We start from the raw sequence: 22,673 nt of genomic DNA on the forward strand, positions 1-22,673 counted from the left end.
TGCACTTACAATAGCGACTTTTGGGTGCCCGGGCCATGATTTCCAACGAAGGTAACGAAGCGAGCGCGCCGCGCGTGGGCGTGGTGATGGGCTCGCGATCGGACTGGGAAACGATGGAGCATGCCTCCGCCACGCTGTCCCGTCTGGGCATCGTCCACGAGGTCCAGGTGGTCTCCGCCCACCGCACCCCCGACCTGCTTTTCAGCTACGCCGAAGCGGCCCGTGGCCGTGGCATCCAGGTGATCATCGCCGGTGCCGGTGGCGCCGCCCATCTGCCGGGCATGATCGCCGCCAAGACCGCGCTGCCGGTGTTCGGGGTGCCGGTACAGTCCAAGGCGCTGAACGGTATGGATTCCCTGCTTTCGATCGCGCAGATGCCGGCCGGTATCCCGGTCGGTACCCTGGCGATCGGCCGTGCCGGCGCGACCAATGCCGCCCTGCTGGCCGCCTCGGTCCTGGCGCTGCACGACCCGTCCGTCGCCACGGCACTCGACACGTTCCGCAGCGATCAGACCCGCACCGTCCTCGATAACCCGGATCCGCGCTCGTGAGCCGCAAGCTTCCCACGGTGGGCATCCTCGGCGGCGGGCAGCTGGCGCGCATGCTGACCCTTGCCGCGGCACCCCTCGGCATCCGCACGCTGGTGGTCGACGGTACGTCCGACGCCTGCGCCGGCCAGGTGGCCGAACTGATCGTCGCCGACTGGTCCGACGACGCCGCGCTGGCTGATTTCGCCCGGCGGGTCGACGTCGTCACCTTCGATTTCGAGAACGTTCCCGCCGCCGCCGCCGAGCGTCTGGCCGGGCTGGTCGACGTCTTCCCCAATCCGCGTGCGCTCGCCGTGGCGCAGGATCGTCTCAGCGAGAAGACGCTGTTCCGTGAGACCGGCCTGGACACGCCCGAGTTCGAAACGGTCGACACCCGAGAGGACCTGGTCCGCGCGGTGGCCCGTATCGGCGCCCCGGCCATTCTCAAGACCCGTCGGCTCGGTTACGACGGCAAGGGCCAGTTCCGTCTGAAGACGGCCGACGACATCGACGCGGCCTGGGCCGCCCTGGGTGAAGCGGCGGGTAAGCACGGGCTGATTCTGGAAGCCTTCGTTCCGTTCGATCGCGAGCTGTCGGTGGTGGCGGTGCGTGGCCGCGATGGCTCGTTCCGCGCCTGGCCGCTGACGCGCAACTGGCATGTCGACGGCGTGCTCTCGCTGAGCCTCGCTCCCGCGCCGGGTACGTCCGACGAGCTGGAGCAGGCGGCCACGGCGCATGCCCACGCCATCGCCGAGAAGCTCGATTACGTCGGAGTCTTCGCGCTGGAGCTGTTCGTCCGCGGCGGCGACCTGCTTGGCAACGAGATGGCGCCCCGCGTGCACAACTCCGGCCACTGGACGATCGAAGGCGCGCACACGAGCCAGTTCGAAAACCACATCCGTGCGGTGCTCGGCCTCCCGCTGGGTGACACCGGTGTGCGCGGCGCGAGTGCGATGCTGAACTGGATCGGCGACATGCCGGATCCGGCGCCGGTGCTTTCCGTGGCCGATGGCCATTGGCATGACTACGGTAAAGAGGCTCGCCCGGGCCGCAAGGTGGGCCATGCGACGCTGTGCGCTTCGGATGCCGGCAGCTTGCGGGCGAAGCTGGCCGAAGTCGGTGTCGGCCTTGGACGGGAGAGTCAGGTAGCTCCGGCTGTTGAACTGCTCGGGTGATTGGTTAGGGCGTTTGGGTGTGGTCGGGCTCGGCTTCGCCCTCGCGTTTGGCTTTGTCGCGAGCGTTCGGTGTCGCGGTAAGAGCCGGCGGGTGTGACCCTCGAGGCCACGCCTGCGGCGACCCCTCAGGGAAGGGCCGCTACCGCGGCCGTGTATCAATGGCCTTCGGCCGGGTCGGGCTTCGCCTGGGGGTTTTCGAGTCGGCTGTCCCTGCCTCCCCGAAAACGGCCGGTCATCCCTGACCGGCCCCGCTTCGCGGCCTTGTCCAGTCGAAGCCCTCGCCTGCGGCTACCGGCCTCGAGGGTCACACCCGCCGGCTCTTGCTCGTACCGCGCGAACGCGGCAAGCCAAGCGCGATGGCGAAGCCGAGCCCTCAAAGCAGCAAACAAAAAAGGCCAGGTCTGAACGACCCAGCCTTTTCATTGAGCAGCTGAAGGAAACCTCAGGCGAGATTCTTGGCCGCGAAGTCCCAGTTCACCAGATTCCAGAACGCTTCCAGGTACTTCGGACGCGCGTTGCGGTAATCGATGTAATAGGCGTGCTCCCACACGTCCGCCGTGAACAGCGGCTTGTCGCTGCCGGTGATCGGGGTAGCGGCGTTGGACGTGTTGACGATGGCCAGCGAGCCATCCGGACGCTGCACCAGCCAGGTCCAGCCCGAACCGAAGTTGCCGGCGGCCTGCTTGGCGAACTCTTCCTTGAACTTGTCGACGCCACCGAAGGCCTTGGTCAGCGCGTCGGCGAGCTTGGCCGGCGGCTCGGCGCCGCCGGGGGCGCGCATCGAGTTCCAGTAGAAGGTGTGGTTCCACACCTGGGCGGCGTTGTTGAAGATGCCGCCCGAGGACGACTTGACGATCTCTTCCAGGCTCTTGCCTTCGAACTCGGTGCCCTTGATCAGGTTGTTGAGGTTCGTGACATAGGTCTGGTGGTGCTTGCCGTAATGGAACTCCAGCGTTTCAGCGGAGATGTGCGGCTCCAGGGCATTCTTTTCATAAGGGAGCGGGGGAAGTTCGAACGCCATAGCGGGACTCCTTAGCGGTGGCTGGGGGGAAAGGGCGTGGCGAGGGGCGCGGGGCCCACACTGCTACACTACGCAACTAATCGCATTCTAATGATGAAACCCGACCTATGGACGTCGTAGACGAGATCAAGGCCATCGTGGCGGCCCATCCGATCGTGCTTTTCATGAAAGGCACGCCGGAATTCCCTACCTGCGGCTTCTCCGATCGCGCCGTGAAAGCGCTCGACGCCGCGGGTGCGGTCTTCTTTCCGGTCAACGTCCTGGCCGATCCGCGCATCCGTGCGGGGCTGCCGCATTACTCGAACTGGCCGACCTTCCCGCAGCTGTTCCTGCTGGGCGAATTCATCGGCGGCTGCGACATCGTGGAAGACCTGCATTCGGCCGGTGAACTCAAGCGCATGGCGGCCGACGTCGCCGGAGCCGATTCGTGAGTCCGTTGCCGTCAACGCGTCTTCCTGACGACTGGTCTCCCGCGCCGGGCCTGCTCGCGGGTCGTGTGCTGGTGATCACCGGTGCCACGGGCGGCCTTGGCGGCGAGACGGCGAAGGCGGCGATCCGCGCTGGCGCCTCCGTCGTGATCACGGGCCGCAAGGTGCGTGCGCTCGAGAAGCTTTATGACGAGCTGGTCGCGCTCGGCGGTACCGAGCCGGTGATCCATCCGCTGGATCTCGAAAGCGCCACGCCGGCTGACTACGCGTCGCTGGCCGACGGCGTCGAGAAGGAATTCGGTCGCCTGGACGGCATCGTGCATGCCGCCGCGCACTTCAACGAACTGACGCCGATCGCCATGCACAAGCCGGACGACTGGCTGCGCGCGATGCAGGTCAACGTCTCGGCGCCGTTCGCGCTGACCCAGGCCTGCATGCCCCTGCTGGGCAAGGCCGGGGACAGTGCGGTGGTCTTCGTGCTCGACGACCCGGACCTGCTTTCCCGCGCCCATTGGGGCGGCTACGGCGTGTCCAAGGCGGCGGTCGAGCGCATGGCGTCGGTGCTCCATGCGGAGAACGCGCGCGGCGCCCTGCGCGTGCATGCCGTGCTGCCGCCGCCGATGCGCACGGCCCTGCGCCGCGCCGCGTACTTCGGCGAAAACACCCTCGACAAGCCCATGCCGACCGCGTCGGCGGAGGCCATCGTCTACCTTCTTTCCGGTGCCGGGGCGGAAACCCGCGGCACCGTACTCGATCTTCGCCCGACCCACTGACCGCGTTATAGGAGTTACCCCATGGAAGCGCAGATGACGACGTTGTCCGCGGGCATCCTGCTTTTCCTGATCATGGACCCCCTGGGCAACATCCCGTTGTTCCTGGCCCTGCTCAAGGATGTGCCCCCCCAGCGCCGCCGCAAGGTGATGGTGCGCGAACTGCTCATTGCCCTCGGCGTGCTGATCGGCTTCCTGTTGGGCGGCCAGTACATCCTCAAAGTGCTGCAGCTGCGCCAGGAGTCGGTGAGCATCGGTGGCGGCATCGTGCTGTTCCTGATCGGCATCCGCATGGTCTTCCCGCCGGTGGAAGGTGGCGTATTCGGCAAGCCGGGCGAGGGTGAGCCCTTCATAGTGCCGATGGCGATCCCCGGTGTCGCGGGTCCGTCGGCCATGGCGGCGCTGTTGTTGCTGACCAACTCCCAGCCGGGCCGTACAGCGGAGTGGGGCATCGCTCTGTTCCTGGCCTGGCTCGCCACCTCGGTGATCCTGCTCAGCTCCACCTTCCTGTTCAAGTGGCTGGGCGAGAGCGTCCTGACCGCGCTGGAGCGGCTGATGGGCATGCTGCTGATCGCCTTGTCGGTGCAGATGTTCCTGACCGGGCTGTCCGCCTACCTGCACATTGCCGTGTGACCTTCCGCCCATTGTCGCAGGAACGTACGCGGCGGTAGGGTTGCTGTCATAATTGCCCGCGAGCATGCACGGGACGGGCGCGGTCCGTCCGGGGCATGCGTCGATGGCCCTGACGAGGGGCAGCTGAGGACGTTCGAAGGCTTATGAGAAACCACGACTGCGCACCGGCCCCGTTCGGTTTGATCCGTTCGACGTCAAGGGAGCCTAAGTCATGCTGAGCATCGATCAGACCCTCCAGGAACGTCTGCCCTGGCTGGCCCAGCACCCGCTTATCCGCAAGCCGCTCGTCGGCATGCTGGAAAAGCTGGCGCACGAGACCCGCTTCAACAAGACGCTGGATCACGCCGGCGCCGCCCTGGGCTTCGACTTCTGCGAACGCACCCTCGACTATCTCGGGGTCAGCTGTCGCATCACGGAGCGAGAGCGCGAGAACATTCCGGTCGAAGGCCCGCTGATCGTCGTCGCCAACCATCCGCTGGGCATGGTCGACGCGATCGCGCTGCTGCAGATGATCGGCTCGGTGCGCCGCGATGTCCGCATTCTCGGCAACGACGTACTGGCTGCCGTACCGCAGCTGGGCCCGCTGCTGCTGCCGGTCGACGTCTTCGGCAAGGGCTCGGCGTCGCGCATGCGCAACGTCTTCCGCGCCATCCAGGCCGGCGAAGTGCTGGTCATGTTCCCGGCGGGCGAAGTGTCGCGTGTCGGTCCCTCCGGCGTGCGTGACGGCAAATGGTCGGATGGCTTCGCGCGCATCGCGATGAAGTCCGGCGTGCCCGTGCTGCCGGTGCACATCGCCGCGCGCAACTCCGTCGCTTTCTACGGCCTGTCGATGCTGGCCAAGCCGCTGAGCACCGCCATGCTTCCGCGCGAAGCCACGTCGGGCCACCAGCGCGTGACCTTCCGCATCGGCAAGCTGGTCGATGCCGACGAACTCAAGCAGGTCAGTGGTGGGTCGGCCGAGCAGGCCGCCAAACTCATGCGCCGCCACGTTTACCGTGTCGGCCGCGGCCGCGATCTGGTCTTCGGCGGGCAGACCCCGCTGGCGCATCCGGAGCCCGTCGAGCGCGTCGCGGCGGAGCTGGACAAGGCCGAACTGCTGGCCGAGCTGGCGGATGGCAAACGCATCCTGCTGCTGCAAGGTTCGCCCGACAGTTACGCGCTGCGCGAGATCGGGCGCCTGCGTGAGCTCACCTTCCGTCGCGTGGGCGAGGGCACCGGCAAGCGCCGTGACCTCGATGCCTACGATCCGTACTACGAGCACCTGGTGTTGTGGGACGCCAAGGCGTTGCGCATCGTGGGTGCGTATCGCTTCGGTCACGGCGGTCGCCTGATCGCCGAGCGCGGCATGACCTCGCTCTATACGTCGAGCCTGTTCGATTACTCTCCGGCGCTGGAATCGCGTCTGGCGCAGGGCCTCGAGCTTGGCCGCAGCTTCATCGCTCCCGCTTACTGGCGCTCACGTGCGCTGGATCAGCTGTGGCAGGGCATCGGCCTGTACCTGCAGCGCCATGCCGACGTGCGTTACCTGTTCGGTCCGGTGAGCATGTCGGTCAGCATGCCGCGCGAGGCGCGTGAGTGGATCGCTGCCGCCCACCAGCATTTCTTCGGTGTGCAGGGGCTCGCGGCGGCCCGCCAGCCGTTCGTGATCCCGCAGTCCACCATCGAGTCGGTGCGCGCGGAGCTCGAGGGACTGGATCCGGTGAGCGGCCTGGGCCGCCTCAAGCATCGCCTCGATGCCCTGGGTGTCACCTTGCCGGTGCTCTACCGTCAGTACGTCGATCTGGTGGAGCCGACGGGCGTGCAGTTCCTCGCCTTCGGTGAGGACCCGGACTTCGCCGGTTGCGTGGATGGACTCGTGATGCTGGATCTGGCGTCGCTGAAGCCGGCGAAGCGGTCGAGGTATCTGGGGAAGGGCTGACTGGGTCCTCTTGCGAACGTCGCCTGGAGAACCGCTTGGGAGACTGGGCGGTTTTTTTGTGGCTGCTTCTTTGCTTCGTTGGCTGTCGCCAGCAGGGCTGGCTCCTACAAGGTGGCGCGGGGTAATAGTTAGCCGGGGTTACGGGGTGATGGCCGCGCTGATTTGCCGCGCTGGAAAAATGCCTATTCCCGATCTGTAAAAAAAGGTCAGATAATCGCTAAACTGTCATTATGTGAGGCTAAGGTGAGGCTTAGCGCTCCGGTCGCGGCGCTTGGTGCGCAACGGCTCTGAAGGCTCCCCAATCCGGTCGTTTCCTTTCGTCCCGCTCATTGAAGTGGGCGATTCGCTGTGGCCGGTCAAAACGTTTTTTCTTGCGGCGATCGTAATAAATATCGAAGAGAAATAATCGAACTTATTTACGATCAGGGTATTAACTGCATAAACGCGGAAATTAAATAACGGCCTCATAAGAGGCTCGTCAGGGAAGGCTTTTGGCTTGACTGCCGCGACGCGCACGAGGGGTGTGCGGCGCGAACTCACGATTTCACCCTCAAAACCACGTTCTTTCAGGAAACTGCGATGACCCGTAACTCACTCTCGGCCGCGATCGCCTTGACCCTTCTTGTGGCCACCGGCGCCGCTTCGGCCCAGGACGCCCAGAGCACCCAGGCCAGCAGCACGCAGAGCCAGCGCGCCACGGCGACCAGCACGTCCAACACCTCCAATGACAACGCTACGCGTCGCGCATCACAGGCGATGGAAGCCGTGCAGGTGAAGGCCGACTCGCTGTCGCTCGGCGGTGGTCTGATGTCGATCCAGGACGCACCGAAGGCCGTGTCCACGGTTTCCCGCGATGCCATCATTCAGGCGGCGCCCGGCGTCAACTTCACCCAGGCCATCGACTCGATCCCGGGCGTCGTGTCGTCCACCGATGACTACACCGGTCTGAACGACGGTAACGCCTCGGTCCGCGGCTTCGGTCTCGACGAGGTGGGCGTCACCGTCAACGGTGCGCCGATCAACGACAGCGGCAACTACAAGATCTACGCCTCGGAGTACGGCGACGCCGAGAACATGGGCGACGTGACCGTGCAGCAGGGTTTTCCGGATAACAGCACCCCTATCTCGGGCGCGGCCGGTGGCTCGATCGCGTGGGTGACGGTCGATCCGTCGCACACGGCGGGTCTGGACGTCGCACAGTCGGGCGGCAGCAACAGCTACCACCGCACCTTCATTCGTCTGAACACCGGTGACATCGGTCCGGTGCGTTCTTGGTTGTCGTACTCGGACAACGAGACCAACCTGTGGCGCGGCCGCGGTAAGTCGAAGGTGACCAAGGTCGACGAGAAGTCGGTCTGGCGCATCGACGACAAGAACTCGGTGACCTTCTCGGTGCAGTACAACCGCGAAGTGAAGACCAACTACGAGTCGCTGACCAAGGCACAGGCGGCTGCTGACTATAAGCAGAGCTACCTCGGCACTTACACGCCGGGCAGCACCAGCAGCAACTACTACGCGCTTCACCAGAACCCGTTCCGTAACTACCTGGCCAGCCTGGACGGAGAGTTCACCCTGTCCGACAACCTGCGCCTGTCCGTGGTCCCGTACTTCCAGTACGGCCTGGGCGGCGGCGGTTCCGGCTCCACGTTCACCGAGAACCCGCTCGCCACCGGTAACTACTACAAGTCGGTGCCGTACGACCTCAACGGCGACGGCAAGATCAGCGGCACGCAGCTGGTCAACTCGTACAGCTACTCGACGACCTACCGTCCGGGCATCATCGCCAAGTTCAATCAGGATCTCTCGGACAGCAACAGCCTGGAATACGGCGTGTGGGCCGAGCGTCCGCGTCAGAGCCAGGGTCAGGTCTTCGTCCCGGTCGACTACGCCACCGGCGTGCCGATCGATACGTGGGCCGAGAAGGGCTCGCGCATCAAGTACCCGGACGGCAGCACGCAGAAGGCGTACAGCCAGTACACGACGACCACCAACGCCAAGGCGTTCGTGACGGACAACTGGAACCCGACCGACAAGCTGACCCTGACCGGCAGCGTGGCGTACATCTGGTCCAAGCGTGATGGCGAAGTGGCGGAATTCCCCGGCTCGGCCGGTGCGATCAATGCCGCCGGCAAGGTCACCGTCACCCCGACCAACGTCGGTTACGGTTCGTCACCGGTGGACACCTTCCACAAGTGGACGCCGACGGCGGGCGCCAAGTACCAGCTCAACGACGAGAACCAGCTGTATTTCGGCATCGGCAAGACCTTCCGTGCGCCGATCAACGGCGCGGTACTGAGCAACTCGCTGTACGGCTATGGCACGGCCAACGCCGGCGCGTTGCCGAACAAGCCGGAGTCGTCGACCAGCGCCGACCTCGGCTGGCGTTATTACGGTGAGCGCGCGTCGCTCAGCGTCGACGCGTTCGCGGCCAACTTCAACAACAAGCAGGTGTCGGGCTACGACGAGGTCACCGGCCTCAGCGTTTACACGCAGCTGGGCAAGGTGCACAACCGCGGCATGAGCCTCGAGGGTAGCTTCAAGTTCGACGAAAACTGGTCGGTGTACGCCAACTACACCTACCTGCAGTCGCGCATGGAAGACAACCTCGACTCGCTGGGCGACGGCATCTATTACACCAAGGGCAAGACCCTGCTGAATGCTCCGCGCAATGCGGCCTACGTCGCGCTGAACTACAAGAACGGCCCGTTCTGGGCTGCGCTGAACGCGAAGTACCAGGGCGCGATCTGGGGTGACTGGTCGAACACCGAGAAAGTCGGCGGTTACACCACGCTCAACCTCAACGCGGGCTGGGATTTCCCGGATTTCTCGACCACGTTCCGCAAGCCCTTCATCAAGATCAACGTGTACAACCTGACCAACCGTCAGGCGCTCACGTATGCCAGCAACGCCGGCGCCTTCCTCGCCAGCAACCCCAACAAGATCAAGGACGCGAACGGCACCACGCTGTTCACCTCGGCGCCGTACTACTCGGTGCTGCAGGACCGCACGTTCATGGTCACGGTCGGCGCTTCGTTCTTCTGACGAAAGCCGGGGGAGGGCGATACCGCCCTCCCTTCTCAGCGACACGACGATCGCCCCTCGAAAGAGGGGCGATTTTTTTTGCCCGGCGTTTGCACCGTTCCGGCGTCTCCCCGCTTGCCCGATACGGCTTTTCTCCGATCGCACGATTCGGCTTTCCCCCGGGCGCCGGATTCGGCTTTTTGTAGGAGCGCGCCCTGCGCGCGACCGGTGCCGTCGACACCTCGGTCGCGCGCAGGGCGCGCTCCTACATGGTCCGGTTGGCCTCGTGTTGGGCCGGATACCGCAGCGTTTCGCGATTTGGATCGTGACAATCCACGACGCGCCCACGTGTTGTTGCGACTCACATGACCGCGATTCGTTGCGACCGGCTGTAGTGGTTCTTACACGAAGCTCGCGTAACCTGCCTTTGAAAAATAAATATCGACCAAAAACGGCAAGTTAGACGACAAAACGGCCTGGCTAGGAAAAAGTGGTATTTATCAAACTGGCGTGAAAACGTTACAAATCTGTCATACAATGCCGTTAAAGTTGGCTTAACAACTGTCGCCACCGGTCGCAAGGATGTGAACCGGGTCACACGAGACGACACAGCCACAGATTGGGGAAAGCTCAAGCGAATCGCACCGCCCGGCTCCGGCCGAGCCGCCCTTCGTTTGGCAAAAACTTTTTTCGTTGCAAGCCACAGGGTCGACCATTAGATGAATAGCCGAATCCGCGCCAAACTCCTGCCGCTGGCGATCGCCTCGCTCTTCGCGGCACCTGCATTTGCGCAGGAAACGTCCTCCACGATCAGCGGTCGCGTGCTCGACGCCGCCGGTCAGCCGGTGGCCAACGCTACCGTCGTCATCGTCCACGAGCCGTCGGGCACGACGAAGACGACCACCACGGACGCCAGCGGCCGTTATTCGGCCCAGGGTCTGCGCGTCGGCGGCCCGTTCGACGTCACCGCCACCAAGGACGGCACGCCGTCGGCCCGCCAGGACAACGTCTACCTGCAGCTGGGTTCGGACACCTCGGTCAACCTTAGCGCCGGCGCCGCCGCCAACGCGGCTGACGCGACCGCGCTGGATGCGGTCACCGTGTCGGCCGTGTCGGGCCAGTTCTCTTCGGAGAACAAGGGTCTGGGCACGAACATCTCGCAGCAGCAGCTGAAGAACACCCCGTCGCCGAGCCGCAACATCGCGGACATCGCGCGTCTCGATCCGCGCGTCAATGTCGACCACGGCACCGGCGCGATCTCGGCCAACGGCCAGAACACCCGTCTGAACTCGATCAAGGTCGACGGTCTGGGCGTCGGCGACCCGTTCGGTCTGAACTCCACCGGCATGCCGACCGTCGGCTCGCCGGTGTCGATGGACACGATCGACTCGTTCAACATCTCCACCGCCAACTATGACGTCGGCTCCGACACCATCGGTGCGGAAATCAACGCCGTCACCAAGTCGGGTACCAACGACTTCCACGGTTCGGCGTACTACGGCTTCAAGAACGCGAGCAGCATGGTCGGCGAAGCCGGCTGGCTCGACCGCGGCAAGGACTACACCGAGTTCGACCGCAACTGGACGGCGGGTGCCACCGTCGGCGGTCCGATCATCAAGGACAAGCTCTTCTTCTTCGCCGGTTATGAGAAGGAAGAAGTCACGGGCCTCAGCTCGGGCGCCGTCACCGGCCTCGACCCGACGCTGACCGGCTTTTCCACGGCCAACAAGATCTCGCAGACGGATCTCGACCGCACCATCGCCGCCGCCACCGGTCGTGGTCTTTCGCCCGGCACGACCGGCGCGAACGCCGGTACCCTGACCGACAAGCGTTACATCGCCAAGATCGACTGGAACATCACTGACGGTCACCGCATGAACCTTGCGTACTCGCGTACCAAGGAAGTCAAGCCCAATCCGCAGGGCAACTCGACCAACAGCGTCGGTCTCTCGAGCTACTGGTACACCGTCAATACCGACATCAAGAATTACACGCTGCAGTCGTTCGACGACTGGAACGACGTGTTCTCGTCGGAGGCCAAGGTCGGCTACAGCGATTACTCGCTGAACCGTTCGGTCGATCAGCAGCAGCCGATGGTCCAGGTTCGCCTGAATCAGGGCGTCGGCACGTCGGGTCCGTCGGTCTACCTCGGCGAAGACCAGTTCAGCCACTACAACTCGGCGTCGGTGAAGACGCTGAACGCCATGTGGGCGGGCACCCTGTACCTCGGCGACCACACGATCAAGGGTGGTTTCGAGTGGGAACGTAACCGTATCTACAACCTGTTCGGTCGTACCGAGTTCGGTTCGTACCTCTACGACGGTTACGCCAACCTCGCCGCCGGTCGCTACACCAACTATTCGCTGTACCAGCCGGCGCCGGGCTATTCGCTCAACGACATCGCGGCTCAGTGGGAACTGCGTCGCAACACGTTCTTCCTGCAGGATACCTGGCAGGCGAGCGACAACCTCTCGGTGCAGTTCGGTGTGCGCGTCAACAAGTACCTGACCGACGACAAGCCGCTCTACAACGCGACGTTCGCGTCGAAGTACGGCTTCAGCAATGCCAGCACCATCAATGGCAGCCAGCTCGTCGAGCCGCGTCTGTCGTTCAACTACACCTTCGACAGCGAATACAAGACTCAGCTGCGCGGTGGCGTCGGCCTGTTCCAGTCCGATCCGCCGACCGTGTGGATGACCAACCCGTACCAGAACAACGGTATCAACATCGTTACCTACTCGTACAACCGTCAGGGTAACAACTGCACGCTCGGCAATGGCCCAGCCATTCCCTGCCCGGCGTTCAGCGCGAATCCGCTCGCTCAGAACACGAGCGGCGCGGGCACGGTTCCGCAGATGGCGGTCGATACCGTCGACAAGGACTTCCAGCTTCCGAGCGTGTGGAAGTCGTCGCTGGCGTTCGATCGTGAACTGCCGTGGGATGGCATCATCGCGAGCATCGAATGGCAGCATCTCGATACGCGCGACGGCATCTTCTATCAGAACCTCAACATCGGTAATCCGACGGGTATCCTGCCGGACGGTCGCAACACGTACTTCGGTTGCATCGGCGGTGCGCAGGCCGTCGGCGGCGCCACCGGCCGTAACTGTGCGGCGTTCCCGGCGGGCGCGCCTTCCGCGGGGAGCACGACCAACACGGCTCGCTCGCGTTCGGACAACCGCTTCGCCCAGGCCGTTACCTACCTGACCAACACCTCGAAGGGCAAGGCGGACTCGGTCACCCTGTCGTTCAGCAAGGCGATGGAGAACGGCTGGGCGTGGAGCGTGTCGGCCACCGGCGGCCACGCCACGGAAGTCAATCCGGGCACCTCCAGCCAGGCCAGCTCGAACTACTCGAACAACGCGTGGACCAACCCGAACGAAGACATCGCGTCGACGTCGAACACCAACATCGGCAAGCGCCTCAACGCGTCGCTGACGTGGCAGCACAAGTTCTTCGGCGACTACGCCACGACCATCAGCGCGTTCTACGACGGTCATGACGGCGTGCCGTACAGCTGGGTGTTCTCGAACGATGCCAACGGCGACAGCTACTCGCGTGACCTGGCCTACATCCCGAACCGTGGCGACGTGATTCTGCGTAACGCGGCCGGCACGGCGGGCGCCTCGCAGCAGCTGCAGGACCAGTTCTACCAGTACATCCAGGACGACAACTACCTGCGTAAGCGTCAGGGCAAGATCGCCGGCCGTAATGCCACCAAGGCCGCCTGGGTCAACCAGATCGACCTCGGCATCAGCCAGGAAATCCCGGGCATCTTCAAGGGCAACAAGGGCGAGATCCGTCTCGACGTCTACAACTTCCTGAACCTGGTTAACAAGGACTGGGGCCAGCAGTCGTACGTCGGCTTCCCGTACACCCGTAACTTCGCGGCCTTCGGCGGCGTGGATCCGGCCACGGGCAAGTACATCTACAACCTGCCGACCGACGCCAACGGCAACTACCAGCCGGGCACGAAGGCGGTGTATGACGCCCCGACCGACAACAGCGCGACCAAGGTCAACCCGGTCTCGCGTTGGTCCGCCATGCTGACCGTCAGGTACACGTTCTAAGCGAAGGACTCGCTGCTCGATCCCGAGGCCGGTACCCGTGAGGGTGCCGGCCTTTTTTTGCGCCGCCCGGGCCCGGTCTTGACCCTCCGCCGCCGGACGGTGATCCTAGGCGGTCCGCTCCCGATCCGGAGCGGGGTTCGCCGCTAATTCGCGGTCAGAAGGACGAGTAACTCCATGAATGCCATCCATTTCGGGGATCCGGTCAACGGCAGGACAGTCAGCGCGCGGGTGTCCCCGGCCGGCGGCCTCGATATCCTGTCCCGTAATGAGGTCGCGCGCCTGCGCGACGCCAGCGGCTCCGGCCTGCACCAGCTGCTGCGCCGTTGCGCACTGGCCGTGCTGACCTCGGGCAACCTGTCGGACGATCCCGGCACGCTGTTCGAGCAGTACCCCGATTTCGACATCCAGGTGCTGCAGGAAGACCGCGGCATCAAGATCGAACTGAAGAACGCACCGGAACAGGCGTTTGTCGACGGCCGCATCATCCGCGGCATCAACGAGCTGCTGGTCGCCGTCGTGCGTGACATCGTCTACGTGTCGACCCAGCTCGAAACGGGCGCGTTCGATCTCGATGACACCGTGGGCATCACGCACGCGGTGTTCGAGATCCTGCGCAACTCGCGCATCCTGCGTCCGCAGGTCGATCCCAATCTCGTCGTCTGCTGGGGCGGTCACTCGATCTCGCGCGATGAGTACGAGTACACCAAGCGCGTGGGCTACCAGCTCGGACTGCGTGGGATGGACATCTGCACGGGTTGCGGCCCGGGCGCGATGAAGGGCCCGATGAAAGGCGCGACCATCGCGCATGCCAAGCAGCGTCGCAAGGGCAACCGCTACATCGGTGTGACCGAGCCGGGCATCATCGCGGCCGAGTCGCCCAACCCGATCGTCAACAACCTGGTGATCATGCCGGACATCGAGAAGCGTCTCGAAGCGTTCGTGCGTCTGGGTCACGGCATCATCGTGTTCCCGGGTGGCGTGGGTACGGCGGAAGAGATCCTCTACATGCTCGGCATTCTGTTGCTGCCGAAGAACAAGGGCATTCCGTTCCCGCTGATCTTCACCGGCCCGAAGAATTCCGCCGCGTACTTCGAGCAGATCGATCGCTTCCTTCGTCTGACGCTCGGCGACGACGTGTCCCGGTTGTACAAGATCATCGTCGACGATCCGGCGGCGGTCGCGCATGCCATGGTGTCGGGTATCGAGAAGGTGCGTAACCATCGTCTCGACAACAAGGACGCGTTCTTCTTCAACTGGGCGCTCGACATCCCGCTGCCGTTCCAGCAGCCGTTCCGTCCGACACATGAGGCGATGGCCGGTCTGGCCCTGCATCGCGACCGGCCGAAGCATGAACTCGCGGCGGATCTGCGTCGCGCGTTCTCGGGCATCGTCGCCGGCAACGTCAAGGAAGAGGGCGTGCGTGCGATCGAACAGTTCGGTCCGTTCGTGATCGACGGCGAGCCGGAAATCATGCGCGCACTGGACGAGATGCTGAAGGCGTTCGTCGAGCAGCACCGTATGAAGCTGCCCGGCGGTACGGCGTACGAGCCGTGCTATGTAGTGCGTACCTGAAGTCGCTACTTAAGTACTTTCAGGCCGGATTCGCCCGCGGCGATCCGGCCTGCCATTAGCTGAACGTGACGTGGAAACGGGGCTTCCGCGTCACATGCTCTAGACGGTTCCACAAGCGACGATGGCTCCCACGCACCGCTGCCCGGAGAGTCACCATGCTTGTCACCATCCTGCTCATCGTTCTGGTTCTCGCCCTCATCGGTGGTCTTCCGACCTGGGGTTATTCGAGCTCGTGGGGCTACGGTCCCAGCGGCGGTATCGGCGTCATTCTCGCCATCGTCCTCATTTGCTGGTTGCTCGGCGTATTCTGATCGGGCTTCGCGTCGTCGGTGCCCGCCAGACGCGGGCACCGACCACCGGAGAATGTCATGCATCGAACTCATCGACCCGTTCCCGACACCGACAGCGTGCCACCGGGAACCGCGCCGCCTCCCTACGACCCTGAGCCCGTGAAGCGCCCGGGTCCCGATCCGGATACCGACGGCGCGCCGGTGGAGCCTTAACGTTGGCTCGTCGCCGTCGTTGGCCTGGGGACATCGTTCCGCGATCCTTCTTCCATCGCGATGCACGCGAGGTAGGGCCCCAACTTCTGAACAAACTTCTCGCCAGCGAAGACGGGCGCGCAGGGCGCATCGTCGAGGTCGAGGCTTATGTCGGGGCTATCGATCCCGCCGCGCATACCTTTCGTGGTAAGACCCGACGCAACGCGGTGATGTTCGGCCCCCCGGGCCACATGTATGTGTACTTCACCTATGGCATGCACTGGTGCTGCAACACGGTGTGTGGCGACGAAGGCGAGGGCTCGGGTGTGTTGATTCGTGCGCTCGAACCCGTCAACGGCATCGAACGCATGCGTGCCGCACGACCGCGCATACGCAAGGATCGCGAACTGTGCAGCGGCCCCGCACGACTGACCCAGGCGATGGGCATTACCGGCGAGCAGAACGGTATCGACCTTGTCGCGGCGCGAGACGGTTACACCATCCTGGACGATGGCACGCCGCCTCCCGATGAGGTGCCCGGCTCCGCGCGCATCGGCATCCGTGAGGGTACGGATCTGTTATGGCGCTGGTTCGTCGCGGGGAATGTCAACGTCTCGCGTGCCTGAGCGCAGCGAAGGGCGGCGTGGTATTCGGTTGGCCCGGGTGGTGCGTCGGTATAAGCTCCCGGTACTCATGACAAGGAGGCTCGCATGAAGCGCATCGTCACCACATTCGTTCTCACTGCCCTGTCCATTAGTGCCGCCGCGGCGGATACCTATCGCTTCGGTTCGCAGGTGGTGACCACCGGTGACAGCGAAGGTCGTCTCCGCAGTGTCGCGGGTAAGCCAGATCGCGAAACGCCGATCGAATCGTCTTCCGGCGGGCTCGAAGGCTATCGTCTCGAGTATTTTAAAGGCCGTAAGTCGGTGCAGATCGAGATCGTCAACGGCCGTGTTCGCTCGATCACGCAGATCGACAGCTGATCGTCGCGCCGGTCAGGCGGCGCTGCTACGAAGCTGCTCGACGTCGCGCCGTGGCGGCGCCCCAAACATGCGCGCGTACTCGCGGCTGAACTGCGAAGCGCTTTCGTAGCCGACGCGGTACGCGGTGGTTTCCACATTGCTGTTTTCGGCGAGCATCAGCCGTCGCGCCTCGAACAACCGCAGCTGCTTCTGGTACTGCAACGGTGTCATCGAGGTCATGCGCTTGAACTGCCGATGGAACGCGGACGCGCTCATTCGCGCGATATCGGCGAGGTCGTCGACACTTACCGTTTCCGCGTAGCGGTCGCGCAGTGCGTGGATCGCGCCGATGATCGAGGCCTGATGCTCGTTGGCCAATGCGAGTCGTGCGATGGCACCACCCTGTGGCCCTGCGAGCAGCCAGTAACTGAGCTCGCGCATGATGGCCGGATAGAGCACGGGGATGGCTGCGGGGGTGTCCATGAGGCGGATGAGCCGGGTGACGCAGTCGCCGATTCCGCGGTCCAGGTCGGCAACGAATACGCCTGCTTCCTCGTCGCCGTCATCCGGCGGCTGGACGGCCACGAGGACGTCGCGCAGGATCCCCAGATCGAATTCCACGATGGCGCCCAGATACGGCTCGTCCGGACTGGCGGCGGTCACGCGCCCGAGAGCGGGTGTTTCCACACTGACCACCAGCGCCTGTCCCGCGCCGTACTCGATGTGGCGGTCGCCGAACAGCGCCCATTTGGACCCCTGGGCGACGATGCAGAGCGCGGGCTTGTAGATCAGCAGGGCGGGCATCTTCTCGTGAGGCGAGCGTAGCAACGTAAGGCCCGGTACGCCCGTCGACAGAGGGCTTTGCCCGATGGCGCGATCGGTCTGGTGAAGAATCGCGTCGCGCAGGGCTGCAAGCATGGGGGCTCCGGAATCGTCGTGCAGGATCGGGCAGGAAGCGGGTGGGTTCCGGCATTCAGGGCAACGCCCCGTCTGCCTAAGCTGTGATGACTCTTTCCCTGATGGACATGGCGTCATGACTTCAAAAGACAATAACAGTGCCCGCCGTATCGCGGTGGTGACCGGCGGCAGCCGTGGCCTGGGTCGTGCGACCGTGCTCGCCCTTGCCAGGCGCGGCGTCGACAGCGTGTTCACCTACCAGAGCCGTCGAGCGGATGCCGAGGCCGTGGTCGCCGCTGTCGCCGACCTCGGTTCGCGGGCCATGGCTCTCCCGCTCGACGTGGGAGTGGCGTCGTCCTTCGGCGCCTTCGCAACCGAGCTGGCTTCTACGCTGTCGTCCCTGGGCGCCGATCGCTTCGATTACCTCGTCAACAACGCGGGCATCTCGTTGCACAAGGCGTTTGCCGAGACCACGGAGGCCGAGCTGGATGCGGTGTTCAACGTCCACTTCAAAGGCACGTTCCTGCTCTCGCAGACCTTGCTGCCGCTGATTCGCGACGGTGGACGCATCGTCAACCTGTCGTCCGGTCTGGCACGTGTCTCGGCGGCACCGACGGCCGCCTACGGCGCAATGAAAGCCGCTGTCGAGTCACTGACACGGTACATGGCCAAGGAGCTGGGTCCGCGCGGTATCACCGTGAACGCGGTGGCTCCCGGCGCCATCGCGACGGACTTCAGCGGCGGCATGGTTCGCGACAACCCCGAGGTGCAGAAGATGGTGATCGCGAACACGGCGCTTGCGCGGATCGGGCAGCCGGACGATATCGGCGAGATGATCGCCGCGCTGCTCGGTGACGAGAATCGCTGGGTCAACGGGCAGCGCATCGAGGTCGCTGGCGGGATGGCGCTTTAAGCGCGTAGTGCCCGGTCAGGCACCCATGGGCGAGCAGATCTCGACGATCACGCCGTTGAGGTCACGCAGATGGCCGACGCGCTGACCCCAGGGCTTTTCCTCCATGGGACGAATGGCCGAAGCGCCCTGTGCGCTCGCCTTATCGAAGTCGGCTTCGGGCGCGCCGACGCTTAAGAGACCTTCCGAACGATCGCGGCGACCGGTGGCGTATCTCCGAATGTAACGTGGATGGAGCCGGATGCTGCTTTGTAGAGCCCGAACAGCATGGCCAGAAGTCCGGCGCCACCCAAAATCAGCGATTTCCACGTTTTCAGATCGTCAACGTCTTTTTTCGTCGCCGCTGCCAGGTCTGTCAGGTATCTGAGCTCGGTCTCGATGCGCGGAATCGCATCCTTGATCTGGAGCAGGATGGACGTTGCGGTGTTGTCGGTCAGGAATGGACCTCGGGAGGTGGTCGACTCGCCATTCGCGGCTGCATTCCGGTCGTTGGCAAAGGTGTCCATGTCCGCGCGCTCTCCATGTGTGTGTGCGAGACCCGACTATAGGTGCGCAGCTTTCGCTTGTCCGTAGGCGAACATCGTGCCGACAAAAGAAAAGGGCCTGCATCGCTGCAGACCCTTTCAAAACCTGGCGCCCGAAGTTGGACTCGAACCAACGACCCCCTGATTAACAGTCAAGTGCTCTAACCGGCTGAGCTATTCGGGCGGGGAGCCACGTATTTTGTTGATAACGGTGGGGGCTGTCAAGCGTCTCTAAGCATTTCGTGAAGGACGGCGGGAGCAGGCGGTGGCATCGTCCGACGGAGCGGTGTCGCGCCGGACGCGACCCGCATTGGATATGACGATGCTGAGCGCTGTCTGCGGCTTGCCGCGCAGGCAGAGGGTGATCCGCTGGTTGCCGCCGCCAGCGCTTCCATCCGGCTGAAAGTCGATCACGGGCGGCTTGCCGTGTCGGGCGGATGCGATGCGCGCTGGGACAACGTCGGACGCGTCGAAAAGAGCGAGGACATCCCGGTCGCGTGAAATCCAGCCATGATTCCAGCCCGAAGCGGACGAACAGGTCCGCCCATCCGCACTGGCGCACACACGGGTGGAATGTCCGCGGCGGATGGCGGTGGCCCTGGCCCGCTCCAGAGAACCGAAAAGGGCATCCCCGGTCGCCCTGAGCTGATATCGCCCGATGGCCTCCCCGGCACCGCATACCGCGGCCACGGCAAGCACGGCCGTCACGGCCAGGACGGTCATCAGTTCCGGCAGGGTGAAACCCTTAGGGGGCCAGGGAGGCATGGCGGCTCGCGTCCGGGAGGGGAGGGCGCCTGATCGTGACTGCTGACACCTGCTGTCAGCTGTAGGGGGAAGACGTCACGTCATGTAGGCGCTGGAGCTTTAAACTCGACCTCCGAACCAGCATATCGTCAGCCATGACCGATCGCTTTCAGCTCGTTTCCCCGTACAAGCCCTCCGGCGACCAGCCCGAGGCCATTCGTCGCCTGACCGAGGGTTTCGAGTCCGGCCTGGCCGCGCAGACCCTGCTCGGCGTGACGGGCTCAGGCAAGACCTACACGATCGCCAACGTGGTCGAGCAGATTCAGAAGCCGACCATCGTGCTGGCGCCGAACAAGACGCTGGCGGCGCAGCTGTACGGTGAGTTCAAGGAGTTCTTCCCGCATAACGCCGTGGAGTATTTCGTCAGCTACTACGACTACTACCAGCCGGAAGCCTACGTGGTTGCCTCGGACACCTTCATCGAGAAGGACTCGAGCATCAATGACCACATCGAGCAGATGCGGCTGGCCGCGACGAAGGCGCTGCTTTCACGCCGCGATTCACTGATCGTGGCGACGGTGTCGGCGATCTACGGTCTGGGTGACCCCGAGGACTACATGAGCCTCCGGTTGATCCTGTCGCGTGGTGAGCATATCGCCCAGCGTGCGCTCATCAAGCAGCTGACCGAGCTGCAGTACGTGCGCAATGAAATGGAGTTGCGGCGCGGTACGTATCGCGTGCGCGGCGAGGTGATCGATGTGTTTCCGGCGGAATCGGAAGCGGAGGCACTGCGCATCGAACTGTTCGATGGCGACGTGGAGAACCTCTCGCTTTTCGACCCTCTGACGGGTGAAGTGCTGCGCAAGGTGCCTCGCTACACCGTCTATCCGAAGACGCATTACGCCAGCACCCGCCAGAGCGTGCTCAACGCGATGGAGACGATCAAGATCGAGCTGTCGGAACGTCTGGAGCAGTTGTATCGGGACAACAAGCTCGTCGAGGCGCAGCGGCTGGAGCAGCGCACGCGGTTCGACCTCGAAATGATGGCGGAGGTCGGGTTCTGTCAGGGCATCGAGAACTATTCCAGGCATATGACGCGTCGGGGTGCCGGCGAGCCGCCGCCGACCCTGTTCGACTACCTGCCGCCGGACGCGCTGATGGTCGTGGACGAGTCGCACGTCACCGTGCCGCAGCTGGGCGCCATGTACAAGGGCGACCGCTCGCGGAAGGAAACCCTTGTGGAATTCGGCTTCCGTCTGCCGTCGGCGATGGATAACCGTCCGCTGCGTTTCGAGGAGTGGGAGCGCAGGGCGCCGCGTGCGATCTACGTATCGGCGACACCGGCGAAGTACGAGCTCGATCGCTCCGACGACAACATCGTCGAGTTGGTCGTCCGTCCGACGGGCCTGATCGATCCCGAGGTCGAAGTGCGTCCGGTGCGCACCCAGGTGGACGATCTGCTTGGCGAGATTCACAAGCGCGTGGCGATGGGCGACCGGGTGCTGGTGACCACCCTGACCAAGCGCATGGCGGAAAACCTGACCGACTACCTGTCCGAGCACGACGTGCGCGTGCGCTATCTGCATGCCGATATCGATACGGTCGAGCGCACGGAGATCATCCGTGACCTGCGTCTGGGTGAGTTCGATGTGCTGGTAGGCATCAACCTGCTTCGTGAGGGCCTCGACATGCCCGAGGTCTCGCTGGTGGCGATTCTGGATGCGGACAAGGAGGGTTTTCTGCGCTCGAACCGTTCGCTGATTCAGACCATCGGCCGGGCAGCCCGTAACGTGCGTGGCAAGGCCATCCTCTATGGCGACACCATCACGGGGTCGATGAAGGAGGCGATGGAAGAAACGGCCCGCCGCCGGGAAAAGCAGATCGAGTACAACACGGCCAACGGCATTACCCCGACGACTGTCGTCCGCCGCATCGCGGACATCATGGAGGGGGCTCGCTCGGATCTGGGCTCGCGAGGCGGTAAGGGGCGCAAGGGCAAGGAAGCGAAGAAGGTCGCCGAGGAACAGGCCGACTACAGCTCGCTGACGCCGGAACAGGTGGGCTCCACGATCAAGAAGCTGGAGACCCGCATGTACAAGCACGCTCAGAACCTCGAGTTCGAGGAGGCGGGTAAGCTCCGCGATGAGATCCACAAGCTGCGTGAGCGCGCCCTGCGCTGAGCCGCCGGAAAGGTTCGGGTGAAATATTTCACCCGAACCTCTTGCGGACGCGTGCGGGCGTCGGTAAACTGCGCAGCTCTTCGGGCGGTTAGCTCAGCGGTAGAGCACTACCTTGACATGGTAGGGGTCACAAGTTCGATCCTTGTACCGCCCACCACTTTCTTTTGTGGAAGTGGCACGAAGAAGCTGAAAAAAGGAGCCTGAGGCTCCTTTTTTTGTGCCTGTTTTCCGGATCCTCGCTATCGCGTGCGACGCCTGCGGCACTTCCCGGCGCGGCCCGTAGGTTCCAGGGCTTATGGGCGCAAGTGTCGTGGCATCGATGCGTCCTCACGCCGCCGGTCGCCGCGACGGAGAGTCGCTACACTCACGCTATTTCCGGTGGAGCGGCATCCGTGGGCTACCTGCTGATCAAATCCCTGCACATCGTCTTCGTCATCGCCTGGATGGCGACGGTGTTCTACCTGCCCCGAATCCTGATCAACATCGTCGAGGCGGGCAACGAGCCGGCCGTAAAAGCGCGGCTCGAACTGATGGGTCGGCGGCTCTATAAGTTCGGCCACGGCATGTTTGGCATGGCCGTTCTCTTCGGGCTCGTGCTGTGGTTCTATTTTCATATCTACGGCGCCTGGCTGCACGCCAAGCTCGCGCTGGTCGCCGTCATGCTGGCGTATTACATCTGGTCGGGGCGTCTCCTGAAGCGGAGCATGGCGGGCGGGGCGCTGCCGCCGTCCAGAACGCTGCGCATCTTCAACGAACTGCCTGTGCTCGTCCTGCTTGGCATCGTCTACCTCGTGGTCGGGAAACCGTTCTGAGCTTTCGTGCCGCCCCCTTGTTCACCG

At 63.9% G+C, this 22,673-nt stretch carries 20 protein-coding genes and 2 tRNA genes; 17 read left to right on the forward strand and 5 right to left on the reverse strand.

The annotated features are described in order from the left end of the window. The first annotated feature begins 35 nt into the window (after positions 1–35). Entirely contained in the window at positions 36–551 is a 516-nt protein-coding gene (gene purE / locus FA85_RS16010) for a 5-(carboxyamino)imidazole ribonucleotide mutase (RefSeq protein WP_036114980.1), read from the forward strand. Then, positions 548–1,702 (forward strand): 5-(carboxyamino)imidazole ribonucleotide synthase, encoded by a 1,155-nt coding sequence (locus tag FA85_RS16015; protein ID WP_036114978.1) that lies wholly within the window; start codon positions 548–550, stop codon positions 1,700–1,702. Before purE ends, FA85_RS16015 begins: the two co-directional genes overlap by 4 nt. A 442-nt stretch (positions 1,703–2,144) precedes the next feature. Here FA85_RS16015 and FA85_RS16020 read toward each other — a convergent pair whose 3' ends face one another. Further along, positions 2,145–2,723 (reverse strand): superoxide dismutase, encoded by a 579-nt coding sequence (locus tag FA85_RS16020; protein ID WP_036114975.1) that lies wholly within the window; start codon positions 2,721–2,723, stop codon positions 2,145–2,147. Positions 2,724–2,830: 107 nt separating this feature from the next. Here FA85_RS16020 and grxD point away from each other — a divergent pair, with 107 nt between their 5' ends. The 11 genes from grxD to FA85_RS16065 all read left to right on the forward strand — a co-directional run bounded on the left by grxD (position 2,831) and on the right by FA85_RS16065 (position 16,600). Then, on the forward strand, positions 2,831–3,154 hold the full coding sequence (grxD, locus tag FA85_RS16025; protein ID WP_036114973.1) for a Grx4 family monothiol glutaredoxin: 324 nt from the start codon (positions 2,831–2,833) through the stop codon (positions 3,152–3,154). After that, the gene (locus FA85_RS16030) at positions 3,151–3,924 is read left to right on the forward strand and encodes an SDR family NAD(P)-dependent oxidoreductase (protein ID WP_036114971.1); all 774 of its coding nucleotides are present in this window, start codon (positions 3,151–3,153) and stop codon (positions 3,922–3,924) included. Before grxD ends, FA85_RS16030 begins: the two co-directional genes overlap by 4 nt. A gap of 33 nt (positions 3,925–3,957) precedes the next feature. Beyond that, complete coding sequence (locus FA85_RS16035) at positions 3,958–4,554, forward strand: YhgN family NAAT transporter (protein WP_036118129.1); 597 nt, start codon at positions 3,958–3,960, stop codon at positions 4,552–4,554. Positions 4,555–4,765: 211 nt separating this feature from the next. Continuing rightward, on the forward strand, positions 4,766–6,472 hold the full coding sequence (gene olsF, locus FA85_RS16040; protein WP_036114970.1) for a bifunctional ornithine lipid synthase OlsF: 1,707 nt from the start codon (positions 4,766–4,768) through the stop codon (positions 6,470–6,472). A gap of 579 nt (positions 6,473–7,051) precedes the next feature. After that, positions 7,052–9,514 carry a TonB-dependent receptor gene (locus tag FA85_RS16045; protein ID WP_036114967.1) on the forward strand — a complete coding sequence of 821 codons (2,463 nt, stop codon included), beginning with the start codon at positions 7,052–7,054 and terminating at the stop codon, positions 9,512–9,514. Positions 9,515–10,212: 698 nt separating this feature from the next. Further along, the gene (locus FA85_RS16050; RefSeq protein ID WP_036114965.1) at positions 10,213–13,563 is read left to right on the forward strand and encodes a TonB-dependent receptor; all 3,351 of its coding nucleotides are present in this window, start codon (positions 10,213–10,215) and stop codon (positions 13,561–13,563) included. 174 nt (positions 13,564–13,737) lie between these two features. Next, entirely contained in the window at positions 13,738–15,135 is a 1,398-nt protein-coding gene (gene ppnN, locus FA85_RS16055) for a nucleotide 5'-monophosphate nucleosidase PpnN (protein WP_051943872.1), read from the forward strand. 155 nt (positions 15,136–15,290) lie between these two features. Next, positions 15,291–15,446 (forward strand): DUF3309 family protein, encoded by a 156-nt coding sequence (locus FA85_RS21555; protein ID WP_079520847.1) that lies wholly within the window; start codon positions 15,291–15,293, stop codon positions 15,444–15,446. 57 nt (positions 15,447–15,503) lie between these two features. Next, positions 15,504–15,638 carry a hypothetical protein gene (locus FA85_RS22570; RefSeq protein ID WP_255349733.1) on the forward strand — a complete coding sequence of 45 codons (135 nt, stop codon included), beginning with the start codon at positions 15,504–15,506 and terminating at the stop codon, positions 15,636–15,638. 2 nt (positions 15,639–15,640) lie between these two features. After that, entirely contained in the window at positions 15,641–16,243 is a 603-nt protein-coding gene (locus FA85_RS16060) for a DNA-3-methyladenine glycosylase (protein ID WP_036114963.1), read from the forward strand. Positions 16,244–16,327: 84 nt separating this feature from the next. Continuing rightward, on the forward strand, positions 16,328–16,600 hold the full coding sequence (locus tag FA85_RS16065; RefSeq protein ID WP_036114960.1) for a hypothetical protein: 273 nt from the start codon (positions 16,328–16,330) through the stop codon (positions 16,598–16,600). 12 nt (positions 16,601–16,612) lie between these two features. Here the strand turns inward: FA85_RS16065 and FA85_RS16070 are convergent, their stop codons facing one another. Beyond that, entirely contained in the window at positions 16,613–17,497 is an 885-nt protein-coding gene (locus FA85_RS16070; protein ID WP_036114957.1) for an AraC family transcriptional regulator, read from the reverse strand. 115 nt (positions 17,498–17,612) lie between these two features. On the opposite strand from FA85_RS16070, the gene FA85_RS16075 reads away from it, so the two are divergent. Next, entirely contained in the window at positions 17,613–18,389 is a 777-nt protein-coding gene (locus tag FA85_RS16075) for an SDR family NAD(P)-dependent oxidoreductase (protein ID WP_036114954.1), read from the forward strand. Between the two features lie 170 nt (positions 18,390–18,559). Here the strand turns inward: FA85_RS16075 and FA85_RS16080 are convergent, their stop codons facing one another. The 3 genes from FA85_RS16080 to FA85_RS16090 all read right to left on the reverse strand — a co-directional run bounded on the left by FA85_RS16080 (position 18,560) and on the right by FA85_RS16090 (position 19,675). Beyond that, positions 18,560–18,892: a hypothetical protein gene (locus FA85_RS16080; protein ID WP_036114951.1), complete on the reverse strand. Its 333-nt coding sequence runs from the start codon at positions 18,890–18,892 to the stop codon at positions 18,560–18,562. Between the two features lie 125 nt (positions 18,893–19,017). Continuing rightward, positions 19,018–19,094: transfer RNA gene (locus FA85_RS16085), tRNA-Asn, on the reverse strand. Between the two features lie 47 nt (positions 19,095–19,141). Then, complete coding sequence (locus tag FA85_RS16090; protein ID WP_081907666.1) at positions 19,142–19,675, reverse strand: GspH/FimT family pseudopilin; 534 nt, start codon at positions 19,673–19,675, stop codon at positions 19,142–19,144. Between the two features lie 134 nt (positions 19,676–19,809). Between FA85_RS16090 and uvrB the strand changes: the two genes are divergently transcribed. The 3 genes from uvrB (at position 19,810) to FA85_RS16105 (ending at position 22,646) form a co-directional block, all read left to right on the forward strand. Continuing rightward, positions 19,810–21,834 carry an excinuclease ABC subunit UvrB gene (uvrB, locus tag FA85_RS16095; RefSeq protein WP_036114946.1) on the forward strand — a complete coding sequence of 675 codons (2,025 nt, stop codon included), beginning with the start codon at positions 19,810–19,812 and terminating at the stop codon, positions 21,832–21,834. A gap of 82 nt (positions 21,835–21,916) precedes the next feature. Beyond that, a tRNA-Val gene (locus FA85_RS16100) sits at positions 21,917–21,991 on the forward strand. A gap of 235 nt (positions 21,992–22,226) precedes the next feature. Continuing rightward, positions 22,227–22,646: a CopD family protein gene (locus FA85_RS16105; RefSeq protein WP_036114943.1), complete on the forward strand. Its 420-nt coding sequence runs from the start codon at positions 22,227–22,229 to the stop codon at positions 22,644–22,646. The last annotated feature ends 27 nt before the right edge of the window (positions 22,647–22,673 follow it).

This window comes from Luteibacter mycovicinus (assembly GCF_000745235.1).
GTDB lineage: Bacteria > Pseudomonadota > Gammaproteobacteria > Xanthomonadales > Rhodanobacteraceae > Luteibacter > Luteibacter mycovicinus.

Excerpts from the sequence above, each read along its gene's own strand:
- FA85_RS16080 (WP_036114951.1), bottom strand. The coding sequence starts at position 18,892 with ATGGACACCTTTGCCAACGACCGGAATGCAGCCGCGAATGGCGAGTCG.
- FA85_RS16090 (WP_081907666.1), bottom strand. The coding sequence starts at position 19,675 with ATGCCTCCCTGGCCCCCTAAGGGTTTCACCCTGCCGGAACTGATGACC.
- FA85_RS16070 (WP_036114957.1), bottom strand. The coding sequence starts at position 17,497 with ATGCTTGCAGCCCTGCGCGACGCGATTCTTCACCAGACCGATCGCGCC.
- FA85_RS21555 (WP_079520847.1), top strand. The coding sequence starts at position 15,291 with ATGCTTGTCACCATCCTGCTCATCGTTCTGGTTCTCGCCCTCATCGGT.
- FA85_RS22570 (WP_255349733.1), top strand. The coding sequence starts at position 15,504 with ATGCATCGAACTCATCGACCCGTTCCCGACACCGACAGCGTGCCACCG.
- FA85_RS16020 (WP_036114975.1), bottom strand. The coding sequence starts at position 2,723 with ATGGCGTTCGAACTTCCCCCGCTCCCTTATGAAAAGAATGCCCTGGAG.
- FA85_RS16065 (WP_036114960.1), top strand. The coding sequence starts at position 16,328 with ATGAAGCGCATCGTCACCACATTCGTTCTCACTGCCCTGTCCATTAGT.
- purE (WP_036114980.1), top strand. The coding sequence starts at position 36 with ATGATTTCCAACGAAGGTAACGAAGCGAGCGCGCCGCGCGTGGGCGTG.
- grxD (WP_036114973.1), top strand. The coding sequence starts at position 2,831 with ATGGACGTCGTAGACGAGATCAAGGCCATCGTGGCGGCCCATCCGATC.
- uvrB (WP_036114946.1), top strand. The coding sequence starts at position 19,810 with ATGACCGATCGCTTTCAGCTCGTTTCCCCGTACAAGCCCTCCGGCGAC.
- FA85_RS16045 (WP_036114967.1), top strand. The coding sequence starts at position 7,052 with ATGACCCGTAACTCACTCTCGGCCGCGATCGCCTTGACCCTTCTTGTG.
- FA85_RS16050 (WP_036114965.1), top strand. The coding sequence starts at position 10,213 with ATGAATAGCCGAATCCGCGCCAAACTCCTGCCGCTGGCGATCGCCTCG.
- ppnN (WP_051943872.1), top strand. The coding sequence starts at position 13,738 with ATGAATGCCATCCATTTCGGGGATCCGGTCAACGGCAGGACAGTCAGC.
- FA85_RS16075 (WP_036114954.1), top strand. The coding sequence starts at position 17,613 with ATGACTTCAAAAGACAATAACAGTGCCCGCCGTATCGCGGTGGTGACC.
- olsF (WP_036114970.1), top strand. The coding sequence starts at position 4,766 with ATGCTGAGCATCGATCAGACCCTCCAGGAACGTCTGCCCTGGCTGGCC.
- FA85_RS16035 (WP_036118129.1), top strand. The coding sequence starts at position 3,958 with ATGACGACGTTGTCCGCGGGCATCCTGCTTTTCCTGATCATGGACCCC.